Source organism: Spiroplasma endosymbiont of Phyllotreta cruciferae, from assembly GCF_918697755.1.
The window spans coordinates 299,127-315,762 of record NZ_OU953854.1; the positions used below are offsets into that span (position 1 = coordinate 299,127).

The 16,636-nt window shown below is 25.0% G+C and carries 19 protein-coding genes and 5 pseudogenes; 22 read left to right on the plus strand and 2 right to left on the minus strand.

Features of this window, described 5'->3' with window-relative positions:
* From NL276_RS01900 to NL276_RS01910, 5 pseudogenes are all read left to right on the plus strand, one after another.
* Positions 1–705, plus strand: a pseudogene (locus tag NL276_RS01900) (hypothetical protein); the annotation flags it as partial.
* A pseudogene (locus NL276_RS01905) lies at positions 698–939 on the plus strand (hypothetical protein); the annotation flags it as partial. The pseudogenes NL276_RS01900 and NL276_RS01905, both read left to right, overlap by 8 nt.
* A 50-nt stretch (positions 940–989) precedes the next feature.
* Positions 990–1,226: pseudogene (locus tag NL276_RS05330) on the plus strand (hypothetical protein).
* A gap of 280 nt (positions 1,227–1,506) precedes the next feature.
* Positions 1,507–2,010 (plus strand): annotated as a pseudogene (locus NL276_RS05315) (spiroplasma phage ORF1-like family protein); the annotation flags it as partial.
* A gap of 243 nt (positions 2,011–2,253) precedes the next feature.
* A pseudogene (locus NL276_RS01910) lies at positions 2,254–3,734 on the plus strand (spiroplasma phage ORF1-like family protein); the annotation flags it as partial.
* 21 nt (positions 3,735–3,755) lie between these two features.
* Here the strand turns inward: NL276_RS01910 and NL276_RS01915 are convergent.
* Together NL276_RS01915 and NL276_RS01920 are read right to left on the minus strand one after the other, a co-directional pair.
* Positions 3,756–4,130 carry a spiroplasma phage ORF1-like family protein gene (locus NL276_RS01915; protein ID WP_253301762.1) on the minus strand — a complete coding sequence of 125 codons (375 nt, stop codon included), beginning with the start codon at positions 4,128–4,130 and terminating at the stop codon, positions 3,756–3,758.
* A complete protein-coding gene (locus tag NL276_RS01920) occupies positions 4,114–4,218 on the minus strand; it encodes a lipoprotein (protein ID WP_253301763.1) in 105 nt (34 codons plus the stop codon). Before NL276_RS01920 ends, NL276_RS01915 begins: the two co-directional genes overlap by 17 nt.
* A gap of 188 nt (positions 4,219–4,406) precedes the next feature.
* Between NL276_RS01920 and NL276_RS01925 the strand changes: the two genes are divergently transcribed.
* From NL276_RS01925 to NL276_RS05125, 17 genes are all read left to right on the plus strand, one after another.
* Entirely contained in the window at positions 4,407–4,790 is a 384-nt protein-coding gene (locus NL276_RS01925; RefSeq protein ID WP_253301764.1) for a hypothetical protein, read from the plus strand.
* Complete coding sequence (locus NL276_RS01930; protein WP_253301765.1) at positions 4,774–5,277, plus strand: IS30 family transposase; 504 nt, start codon at positions 4,774–4,776, stop codon at positions 5,275–5,277. Before NL276_RS01925 ends, NL276_RS01930 begins: the two co-directional genes overlap by 17 nt.
* A 322-nt stretch (positions 5,278–5,599) precedes the next feature.
* A complete protein-coding gene (locus NL276_RS01935; protein ID WP_253301766.1) occupies positions 5,600–6,862 on the plus strand; it encodes an HAD-IC family P-type ATPase in 1,263 nt (420 codons plus the stop codon).
* Entirely contained in the window at positions 6,859–8,262 is a 1,404-nt protein-coding gene (locus tag NL276_RS01940; protein ID WP_253301854.1) for a cation-translocating P-type ATPase, read from the plus strand. The genes NL276_RS01935 and NL276_RS01940 overlap by 4 nt, the downstream gene beginning before the upstream one ends.
* A gap of 106 nt (positions 8,263–8,368) precedes the next feature.
* Positions 8,369–8,527, plus strand: a complete 159-nt coding sequence (locus NL276_RS01945; RefSeq protein WP_253301767.1) for a hypothetical protein — start codon at positions 8,369–8,371, stop codon at positions 8,525–8,527.
* Positions 8,528–8,542: 15 nt separating this feature from the next.
* A complete protein-coding gene (locus NL276_RS01950) occupies positions 8,543–8,746 on the plus strand; it encodes a winged helix-turn-helix transcriptional regulator (RefSeq protein WP_256468777.1) in 204 nt (67 codons plus the stop codon).
* 78 nt (positions 8,747–8,824) lie between these two features.
* Positions 8,825–12,292: an ABC transporter permease gene (locus tag NL276_RS01955; RefSeq protein ID WP_253301769.1), complete on the plus strand. Its 3,468-nt coding sequence runs from the start codon at positions 8,825–8,827 to the stop codon at positions 12,290–12,292.
* 538 nt (positions 12,293–12,830) lie between these two features.
* Entirely contained in the window at positions 12,831–12,995 is a 165-nt protein-coding gene (locus tag NL276_RS01960) for a hypothetical protein (RefSeq protein ID WP_252156985.1), read from the plus strand.
* A 13-nt stretch (positions 12,996–13,008) separates the two neighbouring features.
* A complete protein-coding gene (locus tag NL276_RS01965; protein ID WP_253301770.1) occupies positions 13,009–13,218 on the plus strand; it encodes a hypothetical protein in 210 nt (69 codons plus the stop codon).
* Positions 13,202–13,609, plus strand: coding sequence for a hypothetical protein (locus NL276_RS01970; protein ID WP_253301771.1), 408 nt, complete (start codon positions 13,202–13,204; stop codon positions 13,607–13,609). Before NL276_RS01965 ends, NL276_RS01970 begins: the two co-directional genes overlap by 17 nt.
* Positions 13,593–14,030, plus strand: a complete 438-nt coding sequence (locus tag NL276_RS01975) for a hypothetical protein (protein WP_253301772.1) — start codon at positions 13,593–13,595, stop codon at positions 14,028–14,030. Before NL276_RS01970 ends, NL276_RS01975 begins: the two co-directional genes overlap by 17 nt.
* Entirely contained in the window at positions 14,023–14,178 is a 156-nt protein-coding gene (locus NL276_RS01980) for a hypothetical protein (protein ID WP_253301773.1), read from the plus strand. The genes NL276_RS01975 and NL276_RS01980 overlap by 8 nt, the downstream gene beginning before the upstream one ends.
* Positions 14,179–14,407: 229 nt before the next feature.
* Positions 14,408–15,178 carry a hypothetical protein gene (locus NL276_RS01985; RefSeq protein WP_253301774.1) on the plus strand — a complete coding sequence of 257 codons (771 nt, stop codon included), beginning with the start codon at positions 14,408–14,410 and terminating at the stop codon, positions 15,176–15,178.
* A 1-nt stretch (position 15,179) separates the two neighbouring features.
* Complete coding sequence (locus NL276_RS01990; protein ID WP_253301775.1) at positions 15,180–15,710, plus strand: hypothetical protein; 531 nt, start codon at positions 15,180–15,182, stop codon at positions 15,708–15,710.
* A gap of 69 nt (positions 15,711–15,779) precedes the next feature.
* Positions 15,780–15,947, plus strand: a complete 168-nt coding sequence (locus NL276_RS01995) for a hypothetical protein (RefSeq protein WP_253301776.1) — start codon at positions 15,780–15,782, stop codon at positions 15,945–15,947.
* Between the two features lie 66 nt (positions 15,948–16,013).
* On the plus strand, positions 16,014–16,331 hold the full coding sequence (locus NL276_RS02000) for a hypothetical protein (protein WP_253301777.1): 318 nt from the start codon (positions 16,014–16,016) through the stop codon (positions 16,329–16,331).
* Between the two features lie 210 nt (positions 16,332–16,541).
* Positions 16,542–16,636, plus strand: a 95-nt coding sequence (locus NL276_RS05125) for a DNA methyltransferase (protein ID WP_370281049.1), incomplete at its 3' end; no start/stop codon positions are given.

The window sequence follows — 16,636 nt, forward strand, 5'->3', positions numbered from 1 at the left end:
GATAAGATTTATAGTAACTATCCATTAGAAGATGATAAAGTTAAAGTTTTAACATTTAAAAATTTAGATTTTACTGATCGAACAAAACCAGTTCCCCCTGATGATAGTTTAATTTTGTTTGATGAGAGTTTTTTGTACATTGATGGTACAAGCCCACATGATGAAAAAGTAACTCATCGTGGTAAAATTCCTTGAATAGTCTTGGCCAGACATTTTGGACATCGTGCTTTATTTAAAGCTCAACGCGAAGGTATGCTTTGAAACAATATTTGCCAATTAGCAAGTGGTATTATTATTCCTATTTCCCTTAAAAAACCTACTGCTAAAAAAGGATTAAATTTTTTTAATCGTTTCTTTATTATGCGAATTGGCATTTTCCAAGATATTACTGATTATGAAATTTGAAAAACCGAGTCTGTTAAAAGAACTGCTGAGGGTAAACGTACAAAACATAGATCTGATGTTGGATTAGGAATCCAGTTTTTTAAAATAATTATTCCATTATAAATCGCTCAAAAGTATGAAAGTAAATAATTATCATTTGTTCGTGATTTAAAAAATTATGATGTTCCAGTTACTAAAGAGTACTATTGGACTCAATTTAAAGATTTAACAATAAAAGAACGTTTAGATTTATTAGATATTGATATTTTGAAGAAAAATTTAAAACCTAAAAAAGAAAAAGGAAGTGGTAAAGATGATTAATTTATTAACTGAAAATAATAGTAATTGAGACAAAATTTTTAGTTTTATTTTTGATGTGATTTGAAATACTAAATTGCCAATGACAAATACAACGATTGCTTATTTTATAATCTTTTTTATGGTTATTAAATTATCAATTTATGCTATTCATGGCACAAGAACGCAATATAATGAATTAGGTTCAACTGTTAAAAATAGTACAGCAAAATATATTCTTCAACAGCTCGTGGTGTTAAAAAAGCTCATAATGCAAATAAAAATGGTCAATAAAAGGAAACAGATTAATGATTGGATTAGTTTTATTAGTTGCAGCAATCGCTATTTTTGGTACAGGTTTTATAACAGTAATCATAAATCAATTGACATCAGCAAAAAATATTATTATGGATTTATACAATTCAGACACTTAATTACTTTTGTTGTTTGGCAAAATGGCAATTTTATTTTCTCATCCGTTAATGCTTACAGTATCAAGTTTATATATTGTTGGGTTTATTGTTTCAAAAACATTGTATAGTTAGGAGTTTGATTTATGAAAGTTAAAATTTTAAAATTTTTAAAAGAAAAATGATGAAAAATATTATTATATTTTTTAGTAATTAGTTTGGGAATGTTTATACCTTTTCTTTATGTTGATATTAAATAATTTCAATTGTTTTTAAGTAAATTTGGTTCAGTTTCTTCAATTATGTGTATTGGATATATAATTTTTTGAATTTTAACTGCTGCGGGAATTATTGATTTGATATTATGAATTAAGAAAAAAATTAATAAAAATATAATTAAAGTAGGTAAAGAATAATGCGCAAGTCATTATCTTTATTTGCGATATCTATTTTAGGTATTTTAAGTTTAGTGATTCCTTTTATCACTTTAACCGCTTTTAAACCTTTAAATCAACAAAATTATAACATTGAACAGCAAGCAACAGGAATAAATGAAACTGATTTTATTAATACAATGTTTTTACGTAGTACTTTTTTTGAAAATTGGTCTGAAACAAATTATTTTATTAACCCAACTTTAAAAACATCACAAACATTAACTTATAATGATAAATGATATTTAGATTTTTTAAAGGATAGTTATTCAACGGGAATTTCATTTGATAAGTCTAGTGATGAGTTTATGGATTTGTATAAAAATTGAGATATTTATGCTAAACAGTATAATATTGATAAATTCTATGATGTTGATAAAAAACAATTTTTAAAAGAATTAACAAATTTTTATTATTCTTTTGCAAAGTATTTTAATATTGTTGAAGTTATCAATAAATTAGAAAAAGGTGTTGATAGTTTACAATAAGTTAATTTAAAGTTTCAAAATTGAAAGTTAATTGATACAAATACTTCCAACTGAATATCTAATAATTAATTTCCTAGTAATAAAAATAAATGATATATAATGTTTGCGATTCTTGAAAATGAAAGTCTTCTTGATCTTAGACTTATTAAATTTAAAAATGATGATATTAATAAACCACAAAGTCTTGGTGATAAAAGTAATTTTATTTTTTTAAATAATAAAAAATATTGATTTAGTTGATTATATCGTTGAGATGGAACAAATGAACCTGAAACACCAACAGTTGATAAAGATACCGGTAAAGTATTTTTTTATACTGATAATGATTATAAAAATGTTCGTTCTTTTTTATTAAAGTATATTAATGCCATTGTACAAGAAAATATCCGAGTTCAGCAAGGTGGAAATCCAAACTATGATGACCCAAATTTAGGTAGTCAAAAAATAATATTTGATTTTGAAATTATTAATAATTTAGATAAGTCTGATACTGGTACTATTTTAACTAAAAAATCAATTTATCGAATGATTTTAACGATTGGTGAAAAGAAAAATATTATTGCTGGTAGTTTAGAATTAACACATCTTAAACAATATTGGAATGGATATGATTATAATAGTTATCGGTATACTGATGATTTAGGATTTTTATTTTCTTTCATAAAAGAAAAAGAAGATACTTTTAATTTTAGTGCTGAAACTTATAATTATTATCAAGGTAATACTCCAAATACTGGTAAAATTGTTTTTGAACAGATGAAAGATCAAATTGAGATTAATAAATTCTTAAAAGCCTTTTTTGCATACGCTTTGGTACCTTTTTTTCAAAATCGTAGTAATTTTATTGAAAGTGGCTATATTGATAGTTTACAGTATGACACTGTTTTAATTAACTTTTTTGGTTTAAAATTAGTTAATTTTAGAGATGTTTTAATTAATGAAAATAATATGATTAAAAGTCAATTTGAAAAATTATTAAATAGCATGTTCACGGTTTCTCAAAATTTTTATAAAGATTATTTACTTACCATTTTTGATTTAGAAAATAATACTTATGTGCAAGGATATAATAAAAAATATGGTTTATTAGCTAACAATGGTTTTAAAATTTACCCACGTTATTTTTATTTTTCAGATAAATATAATCAATTAGATATTAAATTGTATTCAGCATTTAAAAATCGGTTTTATAACACGAATTATGGTAATTTGTTTAATTATGATTTTTCAGTTGCAAATAATTATAATATTAATCAAAATGAAGGTTATATTTTTGAAGGTGCTTTAAAAGATAAATACGGTTTAAAATACAAAAAAATTGAAGAACAAAAAATTGGTTACAATGTTTTTGAATTGCAAGCTCAAAAAGAAAATGATATGTATCGTTATTATGATTTTAATTTTGGTATTTATAATTGACAAGAAATAAATAATGGTGGATTATTTCCCGATGGACAATGATGACAAGCCCAATATGAAAGTTGTAGTTGATATAATTTGGCGTGTCATATAAAAAATGCTGCAATTTGAATTGTAAATAATATTCCCGGTGTTAAACAAGTAAATGAATTAGCAAGCGGTGTTGGTAAAATTTTTCAAACAAAATATATAGTTTTTTTAGTCAAACATTTGAGGTATGAAAATTTAGTCCAGCATTATATAACACAATAACAAATATATTCTTATTAATTATCTTTATGAAATTTGTGCGATTAATATAAAAAGGAACTTAATAGTTCCTTTTATTCTTTTCAGTTTGTAATTTTACTGGTATCTTTATCAACTGTTGGTGTTTCGGGTTCATTTGTTCCATCTCAACGATATAATCAACTAAATCAATATTTTTTATTATTTAAAAAAATAAAATTACTTTTATCATCAAGACTTTGTGGTTTATTAATATCATCATTTTTAAATTTAATAAGTCTAAGATCAAGAAGACTTTCATTTTCAAGAATCGCAAACATTATATATCATTTATTTTTATTACTAGGAAATTCATTATTAGATATTCAGTTGGAAGTATTTGTATCAATTAACTTTCAACTACTATTTTCTGGTGGTTGTTGCGGATTATATGGTGGTTCTGGTTTATTACCATTACCCCCCGTTTTCATTGTTATTTGGTTTTTCACAATTAATTAATGTTGTTGTACTTGTTGCTGTTAATCAAATTGTTCCTAAAATACTTAGTCATTTTTTCATATACTTATCTCCTTATTTAGAATGCTATAATTACTCTATGTAAATCATAACATATTTTAGGGGGTAAAATATGAAAAAAATATGAAAGATTAGATATTAATGAAAGAGTAAATTTAGAAAAATTAAAAGATAATGAATTATTTAAAAAGAAAAATGGAACAATTAATATTCGAAAAATTTCTAAACAAATGAATAGGTCTTATTCTGTTATTTGAGAAGAATTAAATATGTTTGATAATATTAATGATTATAATGCTGTAAAAGCACAAAAAATACATGATAAAAAGAAAAAACAATGTCGTAAATATTCAATGTTAAATTCACAAGAATTAAGTTATTTTTTTAATGAATATAATAATTTTGGTCGTTCACCACAAAATATTATTATGTCGTATGAATTACAATATAATATAAAATTTGGTGTATGTTTTAAAACAATTTACAAATATATTAAATTAGGTTATTTTAATTTAGTAAAAGATAATTTGTATTTTAAAAATAAAAAGCGAAAAACTAAAAATGATGATAATAATGATAATCGTGGAAAACTAATTAATGTTAAAAAATTATAAGCAATTTTTAAATGATTATGGAGATGATTTAAGTTTTAGTGGAATTTGAGAAATGGATACTATTAATTGTGGTAATTTTTATTTATTAGTTTTAGTAAATCGGAAATCTAAAATAGTTTTTTATGATATTTTATTTAATAAAAAAGCAAGTACAGTTTTAATGGTTTTAATGAAAATGATTAGACAAATTGGTATTAATAAATTTAGTTGTGTTTTAACAGATAGAGGAAAGGAATTTTATAAATGAAAACCAATAGAAAAACACTTTAAAATAAGAGTTTATTTTTGTGATGCTGGTAAACCAAAACAAAAAGCATTAGTAGAACGAATAAATAGAGATATAAGGCGATGATTTGGACAAAATGAACCTTTGATTAATATTCATAGTAGATTAAAAAATGTTTTATATATATTAAATACAACAATACGACCTTGTTTAGGGAATTTTACATCAAAGCAATATTTTAAAAAAATATTTGTTCATTAAATTTATTAATTATTTTTTTATAATTTAGTTTATAAAAATACTTTTTCTGTTCATTTTTATGGGTTTTTTGTATACTTTTTATTGTTTTCTGTTTATTTTTTATAATTATTGTTTTTTATTTTAATTTGTTATAATTTTATTAACTTTTTATCGTTTAGTTTTACAGTATACACATTAAAAAATCAAACTCCTTTCCGAGTTGATTTTTTTTTCTGCTTCATATTACAATTTAGTTATTTATATTATAAAATTAATTTATAAAGCAAAATAGAAATTAAGAAATTTAGTTTTAGACAATAATAGAAAGTGAGGTCAGCAATAATTGACATGATTTAACAAAACAGATAAAGAATTGGAACAAGAATTTGAAACAAATTTAAGTTCGGGTTTATCATTAGAACAGGCACAAGAAAAATTAGTTAAAAATGGTAAAAATGAATTGCCAAAGCCAAAAAATAAACATTGAAGTTTAATTTTTTTATATTCATTATTAGACCCTTTGTCAATTATTCTAATTATTGCTGGTATTGCTTCGGTTGTTATTAAGAAGGTTGTTAATAATAAAATTCATGTAATTGATTTTGCTGTAATTTTATGTATTGTTTTGTTAAATGCTTTTATTCAAACAATTGAACAAGTGAAAGCAAAAAAATCATTAGAATCATTAAAGAAAATGACAATTCCAGTTGCGGTTGTAAAACGGGATGGTGATATTATCGAGATTCCAGCCAACGAATTGGTTGTTGGTGACATTGTTATTTTAGAAGCTGGAAAATACATTCCAGCGGATATTCGTATTTTAGAAGCAAGTAATTTGTTTATTGATGAAGCTGCTTTAACTGGTGAATCAGTTCCAATTGAAAAAAATAGTATTGTTTTAACAAAACAAAAATTATTTTTAGCTGACCAAACTAATATGGCTTTTATGTCAACTTTTATTACAAATGGAAGAGCAATCGGGATTGTTGTTGCTAATGCTGTTAATAGTGAAATTGGTAAAATTGCGGCAGGAGTCGTTAAGGCCAAACAAGAAAAAACACCCTTACAAATCAGACTAACAAAATTAACAAAAGTAGTAAGTATTTTTGCTATTTTATTAGCAATTTTTGTCTTTGTTTTCTTTCTATTGAGTGATGAAAATAGTTGACCAATCAATTTAATGACATCAGTCACAATTGCTATTGCTGTTATTCCAGAGTCATTAGTTGTTATTGTGTCAGTTATTTTATCATTGTCAGTAAAACGAATGGCTCGTGTTAATGTTATTGTTAAAAAATTAGATGCTGTTGAAACATTGGGGTCAGTCAATGTTATTTGTTCAGATAAAACAGGAACTTTAACTCAAAACAAAATGACAGTTAAAGAAGTAATTTTTAATAATGAAACTATGAAAGAAAGTGCTTTTCGTTTTGAAACAGACAATCGAGCAGCATTTCATTTTATTAATTGTTTAACATTATGTAATGATGCTATTAATACTAAAAAAGAACGAATTGGTGATCCAACTGAAATTGCTTTAATTGATTTTACAAGAGGTTTACGATTAGTGAAGTTAAATATCGTGAACAGTATGCTCGAATCTTAGAAGTTCCGTTTGATTCTGATCGAAAATTAATGTCAACTGTTAATCGGGTTAATAAACAAGAGTTTGTTTATACAAAAGGTGCACTTGACCAATTATTAAAACATTGCCATAAGATTTATTTAAATAATAAAATTATTCCTTTAACTGCAACAATGAAAGAAGAATTACAAGAAAAAGCTTTAGAATTATCAAGTCAAGCATTACGAGTATTAGCTTTTGCTTTTAAAGAATATGATAAGAAAGAAATTGAAAGTGATTTAATTTTCTTAGGTGCAGTTGGGATGATTGACCCGCCGCGCCCAGAAGCGGTGAAAGCGGTTAAAATAGCACATAAAGCTGGTATTAGAGTAATTATGATTACAGGAGATCATAAAGCAACAGCTTTGGCGATTGCAAAAGATTTAAATTTAGCAACTTCAGAAGCGAATGTTATTTCTGGTCATCAAATTGATAGTATGAATAATAAAGAATTACAAGAGAAATTTAGAGATGTTTCGGTTTTTGCAAGAGTTAATCCTGATCATAAAACAAGAATTGTTGAGTGTTTACAAGCAATGAATTATGTTGTGTCAATGACGGGTGATGGTGTTAATGATGCTCCAAGTTTAAGCAAAGCAGATATTGGAGTAGCAATGGGAATTACTGGGACTGATGTTTCAAAAGAAGCAGCAAATATTATTTTGCAAGATGATAATTTTTCAACTATTATTCGTGGTGTTGAAGAAGGGAAAAATGTTTATCATAAAATTAAACGGGCAATTGCTTTTGTTTGTGCAGCACAGTTAGCTAATGTTTTGGCATTTATTATTATTTCTGTTTCAACGCAAATTAAGCCATTTGATTCAGTTAATATTTTATGATTTAACTTGGTTGTTGAAACATTAATGGCAATTCCAATCGGTTTAGGATATAACGATAATCGTCTAATGTTAGATAAACCACGAAATAAAAAAGAGTCCTTTTTTACTAATAGTTTAGGAACGATTTTATATTTAGCATTTGTTACGGCGGGAACTGTTATTGCAACATTTTTTATTGGAAAAGAAGTTTTTAATAATGTTGAAGATGCTAAAATTGCGACAATTTTAGTTATGGCATGTTCACCGGTTATTTTTGCTTTTGCAATTCAATTACCAAACTATCAGATTAAAGCCCATAATAAAATGGAACCAACCAATTATTATTTATTAGGAGCATCATTAATTGCTTTAGCATTAAACTTTTTAATAATATATGCTCCAGGGTTAAATTTAATCTTTTTATCAACAGCTAATGAAAATAAGTTTGAGACGCCCCCATTATTATCTTGACAAATGTCAATTATATCATTGGGAATGATGGTTATACCATTGTTACTGCTATTGGCTTATGATGGTGTTCGTAAATTCATTGGACGATAAAATAGTTGCTTTTAAGGCAACTATTTTTATTTAGTTAAAAAAACATAATTGTAAATTATCTTATTAAGGTTTATAATGTATAGATAGTGAAAAGTGGTGAAATATAATGAAACAGTGTGTCATTAAGGATCAAATTTGTTGTGGGGCTGATTATCGTTGTGAGAGTAGTTGTTGTGATCATAACGTGGCAACAATTAAAAGTTTTGTTAAAATTATTTCACAAAAATGAGCTTTAAAAATAATTAATGTTTTGAATGAGCAATAGTATGGTTTTAATGAATTGCATAACCATTTAAAGGAATGTACTAGAAAAGTGCTAACAGAAAACCTTAATAATTTAATTGAAAAAAATATTATTCAAAAAAAGATGTATCCTAAAAACAATGTAATATATTCTTATTATAGTTTAACAGATGTTGGATTTGAATTAGTACGGTTGCTTTATCAAATCAAACGATTTAGTTGCGCTTATTTAGTTGATTAAAGATTTGAAATATTTTTTAAAAATATTTTATTTTTCTTATATAATAAACTTAATATATATTTAGAATGGGTAGATAATATGTTAAATCTTGCAAAAGAGGCTACGCGGGGGTTTACAAAAAAAATAACTCAGTTTATTGGGTTAATTTTGTTCATCATTGGGGCACTATTAACTTTTACAGCACTTTTTTCGACTGTTTTTCAAGTTAAAAATGGGTTAAATGATGTTAAGAAAAACAGTATTCCCTATCATTATGAAATTCGAATGGATAGTTTGAACGTTGATAATAATGTTTATAAAAGAAATCCGAATTGAAAAATAAACGAAAACAATCGAGCTTTTTTAGCACAATTTTATGATGAAACTAAAATTGATAATAATCACTTAACTTTTAATAATATTAGAGCGGATGTTTTAGGTTTAAATTGTGATTTAACAAATAATCAAATTTGTACATGATCAAAAGAGCCACCATATTTTAATAAGCAAACAGGGACAGCATCTTTTACTGCTTTAGTTAAAAATTTTGGTGGTAATATTTCTTCAGCATTTTTAAGTTACATTGTTCATCATCCTAACCAAAGCCAATTAAGAGCTTTAATTGATGATGACAATATTACTTTAAATCTTAGTTATGATGTTAGTTATCAGTTTGTTGCTAATAATTTGGCCAAAGATACGCAGTATTTTAATGCTGTTGCCGTTAGCAAAGATAAAAATTTGCTATTTAATGGTGATAGTTGAAGAAAAAATAATGTTTTTTATACTCCATTTAATCGTGTTTTTGACGTAACAAGTCGAGAAGCAGTTACTGAGTTAGGTAAAAATAATATTATTTTAAGTAAGCAATATGCGGACTATAATTTGTTAAATGTTGGAGGTAATTTTAATTTAGGAAATAATTCAAATTTACAATTTAAGATTGCTGGTTATGGTGCTAAATATAGTAATATTTATCCTAGTTTAGCGAGTTTATCAACAATTGCTAGTGGTGGTAAAATAATTGATTTAAGGAATGGTTCATTATTATTTATGAATGACATAAATTATAATACGATTAAACAAAACTTTTCTAATGGTGAAGAAAAGTTTACAGGATTTATTAATGTTAATGGTGATTTAACTGATCCGCAAAAAATAGCATTGTTGCGTAAGGTTTTAAGTAATTATTTTGTTGCACCAGATAATGCTATTGTTGCTTTTGAATCATCATTACCAGGGCAAGTGATAATGTTAACAAATACCGGTTTTATTATTAATACTTCAATTGCTATTGCCTGTTCAATTATTATTTTAATTATTATTGCCTTTTTCATTAAAAAGGATATTACTCATCAAAAACGACAAATCGGAGTTTTAAAATCACTAGGATATCGTCGATATGAATTGTCCTTTGTGTTTACTTTTAATATTGTATTTACGACTTTAATTGGTTGTCTATTAGGGTGAGCATTAAGTTTACCATTACAAATGTATTTTACTTCTTCAAACCTATATTCAATTGGTTTACCATTATCACTCTTTTATTTTAATCCGATTATTTTTATTACAGCAACAATTATTATTCCCCTTATTTTTATTGCTATGGCGTTTTTGATTTCATTTATTCTTTTGAGCAGAGATTTAAAAGGATCAAATTTAAATTTCCGAGTTAAAAAAGTAAGAAGGGGGAGAAAATATGCACACTTTGGGTTGTCCTTTAATATTCATTTATCGTTTACCTTTGCTCTAAAATCATTCGGAAAATGAGTGACAGTGTTAGTTGTTTTAGCTTTTTCATCCTTCTTATTAATCTTTCAATTAGATGCTGGAGTTATGGCACAAGGGATTGTTAATGATTCCTTCCGATATTTTAAAGATGATATAAAATCATATTTAATTGCATCTTCTGATCAACAAGATATTGTTCAAGAGGCCGATAATAGTAAACCATATAATTGAATTACAACAGATGAACGTGACCAACATTATTATCGAGCACAAGTTTTAGATGATGATAAAACCTTTAATTTTCCAGATCCATTAATGTGTTTTTTAAAATTATCAAGTTCTAATCCTACTGGTGTAAAAAAAAGCTGTGGTGATTTGTTGAATATTGTTGGTGACCCAAGTGGTCCAACTCTTGTTGAAAGTAAGATTAAATATGATGCCAAAACCAATAAACACCCTTATTTAAATGCTGAAACAGTTAAGATAATTGTTAACTATAAAGTTAAAGATAGCAAAACTGGGGAATGAATTAATGGGTGAGATCGATTAATTGAAATAATAAATATTATAAAGCCGAATTTAATTAGTCAAGGGTTAACCGAAGCAGATATTCAAACTATTATCACTGGAATTAATATGATTAATAGTTTGGGTTCATCAACCAATGGACAATATCCCGATATTTATTTAGGACCAAATATGGTGTATGATCCAGTTTATGATTTTCCATATGTCTTTTTGTCAGCTGGTTGAAGTCCAGATGATACAAAGAATGCTAAAAATCCTGTTTCACAATTAAATGTTGTTGGTTTATCAAACAATGAAACAGAACGAAACCAGTTGTTAAACTATCGTTCCCAAAATACTTCCGCTGATGTTGCTCAAAAAGAGGTTTTTGGTTATAAAATTAGTGAGAACCCATTAGCACATGATTTGAATATGCCAATTAATGAACCAATCCCAGTTATTTTGGCAAAACGAGTTTATCAAGCAACGGACATTAATCCGGGTGATATTTTTAAACTAAATGTTCGCATTACGAATGCCATTGGATATGTTCCTGTTGCTTTTAAAGTAGTTGGTTCAGATGATGCTGATATTAGTTCGGGGAATATTTATATGAATCAAGATTCCTTAGTTACTGTTATGAATCAATGAGTTAATGTAACCGGAAAGGGAATTGTGTTTGCACCTAATTCATATTATAATGTCGTTGCTTCTCGTGCTAGCCCAAGTGGAATGTCTTTGCAACCTTATCGTACTATGTCAGCATTTTCATTAACGGATAATTATGATTTTACAATGTTTGATAATAATAAAAAAATTGATTTTACTAATGCCCTTGATTTACGAACAAATCTAAAATTATTAAATGGGTTAAATAAGATTTGACCATTTTATACATTACTGGAAAATTATTTGCAAGTAATGCGAACGGTCCGTGATGTTCTTAATGTGTTAGAAGGATTAACAATTGTAATTGTTGCTTTGATTCTTGCAGTTTTAATTTCAATGGTGCTTGATGAAAACCGGCGAACAATTTTAACCTTAAAAGCACTTGGATATCCAACATGAAAAATTATTTCAATTGTATTAGGATTTTATCTATTAGCAATTATTATTGGTTATATCTTAAGTTATGTGATTGCACAATTATTATGAAGTTTAATTGCTAAAGTGGTCTTTAAAAGCACCGGAATGCTTTTAATTCCTTCCTTTTCTTTTTATGTTGTTTCAATTGCAACATTAGCAATTGGAATAATTCTATTATTAGTGATTGCGGTTGGAATTTGAAAAATTAAGAGAAACAAGTTAGTAAATATTACATTAGAGTAAAACCAAATGTTATCCATTTTTTAAAATTGGATAACATTTTTTCTTAAAAAGTTATTAAATTTTATATAATGTATTATTTTTTGCTAAACTAATTATATATGTATAATAAACGATGAAATAAGACAAAAAAATCAACCCTTATTGGGTTGATTTTTTTTATTTAAAAATTAACTTTAAAAATTAAATATATTGGTTCTACAATTATTTAATTTCACAATTACATATTTTTAGTGGAAGGTTCCCCAACTTGGCATTTTGTCAGTAAATAAATCAATAGAACTGTTAACTTGTTTTTTTGAGATTTTGTAAATTAATGACTTTGATTAAGATAATCATATAATGCTGTATTCATAACTTTTAATTGCAAGAATAAAAATAAAATCGTGTGCGTAGAAGAAAAATAACTTTTAAGAACTGGGCAAGGATTTCTTAATTAATCTACTAGTGGGGACTTGATGAGGGGGTACTTGGTATTACAGACAACTACAAAATGTAGAACATTGTAGTACTTTGTAGTTAAAAAGTCGGAGTTATATATATGAATTATTTAGTTGTAGTTAAAGATCAAGCAAATAATGTATATCGTTATTTTGTTTATGATTATAAAATAGCAGTTGACATGTTAAATGATAATATTGATAGTTTTATTTTTGATATTAAAAATAAACAAATATATCAACCACAATTAGAATGTATACATTAAAGGAGAAAGAATAATGATGGATTTAAAAGATTTATTAAAAGAAATGTTTGATAATTATCCAGAATGTGCCAAAGATTATGAAATAGATATTATGGATCGTTATGAAATTGAAGTTGAAAATAAAAAATTAACACCTGAAGAAATAGAAAATTTAACTAATTTATATTTTGATAAACCCAAAAATAATTATATTGGAAATGAAGATAATGAAAAAATTATTTAAATTATTATTAATAATAAATTTAGGTTTTTTCCTAGCATTATTAATAAGTTGTGAAAAAGAATTACCTTATATTCAAAATAAAAATAATATTAATGATTGAGAATTTCAAAAAATTAATATGTTAGCTTTAATTTCAAAACAAAATAAAGTATTAATAATTAATAGTAATTATGATGATCAAGAATTAATTAATATGGTTATTAATTATATTAAAAAAGACCCAAAAATTGGAGAAAATAATTGAATTTCAAATTTTAAACCACATTTATTTAACTATAAAGTTAAAAAAACTGATAAACATGAAATTATATTTAGTACTTATTATAAAAATGAATTAAATTATATTACATTTTATATTTGAAAGGAAATAAAACATGGCAAAAACAGTTAAAGAATTAATAAAAACATATCAATACGAAATTATTAAATATCAACAAGAAATTCGTAGTCAATATAATGATGATAAAACTATTGAGATTGGAATGTTAAAATTTGTTATTAAAGATTTAGAAAAAGTTTTGCAAGTACACGAAAAAGAAATTGCTGAAAAAGATAAAAAAATTGAAAGTCTAAAAGATTACATTGATACTCATTTAAAAGGATATAAATTATTAAAAATTAATTATTATGAATTAGAAAAAACACAATTATTTAAAGAAGATTTTAAACCAATGAGGGATATTTGCTTAACTCATCAAACGAATTTGTATGTTCAATGTAGTAATGTAAATTGTGAATTTAGATACCGATATGAATTAAAAGATAATTCAAAATATGACAAATTACCTAGTAAGGAGGACCAACATGACTAGTGGAGAAGCAAGTATTTTAGGAAAATTAGAACAAATTGAGCATAATCAAAAAAAGATAATGGAAGCAATATTAGCGATTGCTAATATAAATCAAGATTATATGGGAAATATTATTAAAATGTTATTCAAGAAAATTGAACTAATTTAGATCAAGAATTAGCATAACATAAAAAATTAAAAGCATAAGCTAAAAAGAATGGTTATTCATTATCACAATGAAAAAATAAATTGGAGAGTGATAAATAATGGAAAATACTATGGAAATAGTTGAATGTAAAAATAAAGACCATAGAAATGTTAAAGGATTTATAGTAGAAAACGGAACATTGCATTGTGCTAAATGTGGTGGTTTTCTTAGAAATGGAAATTAATTAATCATGAGCGATATAGTTAAAAATACAGTTAAAAATGTAATATTTCCATTTTATATAAAAGGATCTGATTTTAAAGAATTATCTTTAAAAGCACAACCAATTAAAAATTGAATTGAAGCAAATGGGCAAGAATTAGTAGATTTTATCTATCGACATCGTAATAAATATAATGCGACAGGTTATAAAGATGTTCATTTAAAAGATATTCCAGGAACATTAAGTAAAGTAGATATTGTTTTTAAAGAGCCATTAGAATTAATTAAAATTTTTAAAGATGAATTAAATCGAATTCGTACTAATATTATTTCATTTGAAAAAATAATTGAAAATCATAAAATTGAAATTAAAAATAATATTACTCAAGCACGATTTTTAAAACAAGAAGAATTAATTAAAGAAGCTAAATTAAAACAAGAAGAATTAATTAAAGAAGCTAATAATTTAAATGAAGATATGGGTCTTGATATGGATCAAATTCAAGATGAGCAAGTTCGTATTATGGAAGAAATTGAACAAATTGATAAATCATTAGATCCAAAACAACTTAAAAAAGTTGGTATTAATATTATTAAAGAAAAATTATTAATTAAAGATATTGAAGTAATTGGTATTAATGATGATTTTCTACAAAATGCAGATAAGTTAGAACTTATTAATTTAATTAATGATGAAAAAATTGTTAAAAATGAAATTAAAATTCAATGAGATACAGGTATTTATACTCAATTAATTGGAGTTAAAGGTATCAAAATTAAAATTAAAGGAGATAAATAACATGGTAAATGAATTACAACAATATATTAAAGGTGCCGTTATTAAATATGAGTTAAAAGTTAATGATAAATATTTAAAAGAAAATATTCTTGCTCTTGAAGAATTAAAAATGAAAAATGGACAAAATTATATGTCATTAGTTTCTAATGCAGATAATGCAAAAATTACAGCATTAGGAATTATTAAATTAAGTAATAAAGGATTAATTTTTAGTAAAGATTTTAATATTATTCCATTTAAAAATAAATTAACAACAATTATTGATAGTAAAGTTTATTGTAAAAAAATTGAAGAAGCTGGATATAGTCCAAGAAAAGCAATTATATTTAAAGGCGAAAAATTTGAGTGAGACAGTTTAAATTTTTGTCCTAAAATACATGAAATTAATTTTAATGCTAATACTAGTGATTATAACGAAATAATTGGATCTTATGCATTTGCAAAAGATAAAAATAATAATTTTCAAGGTATTTTGTTAAGAAAATCAGATATTGATAGATTAAAAGGATCTAGTCCAAGTGGTAATAGTTAATATAGTCCATGAGTTAAATGACTAAAAGAAATTGTTGAAGCTAAATTATATCGTAAATTAGCATTAGAAATGGGAATTGATATTTCTGATATTTATTTAGATGAAAAAGAAATTAAAGAAGATGGTAATTTTGATTATATCCCATTTACTGATATTACTGTCGCTAAAAATCAGGGGGCAGTCAGCGATGAACTACCTATTAATAATAATATTATAGTACACCTATTGAAAAAATAGCGGACACACCTATTAATAATGTAGTTATTGAAGATGATATTAGTAATTTAGAATCACCTATTACTGATGATGCATTTGCTTGATAATATGAAAACTAATTTAGGCGAATTAATACATGGGGATAGCTTAGAAATATTAAAAACTATCCCTAATAAAAGTATTGATTTAATATTAACTGATCCACCCTATTTTTATGAAATTATAAGAAAAAAACAAAATAATCTTAATGTAAAAAAAGATACTCCTATTGGAAAAGCAATAGTTAAAAATGCCATCGGTTTAGTTGAAATTAAATCTATTGAAAATATTAAATATGAAGAATATTTAAACGAATTTAAGAGAATTACAAAATATATGAATTGTTTAATTTGACTAAATATTTAACAAATAGATCAATATCTTCCTATTATTCGTAAAAATAAATGAAGATGATATTTATTAAAATGAATTAAAACTAACCCTACTCTAAGAAATAATCCATATTATGAAGATACTGAATATTGCTTATGAATTTTTGAATCAGGAGCTAAATATATTAGGTCTTATGAAAATTGAAAAACTGTATATTATTACCCTATTGGTCGAGATGGTAATATTGATCACCCAACAGTTAAACCATTAGAAATGATTAAAAAACAATTATTTAAACATTCTCATCCGGGTGATATTGTATTAGATTGTTTTTTAGG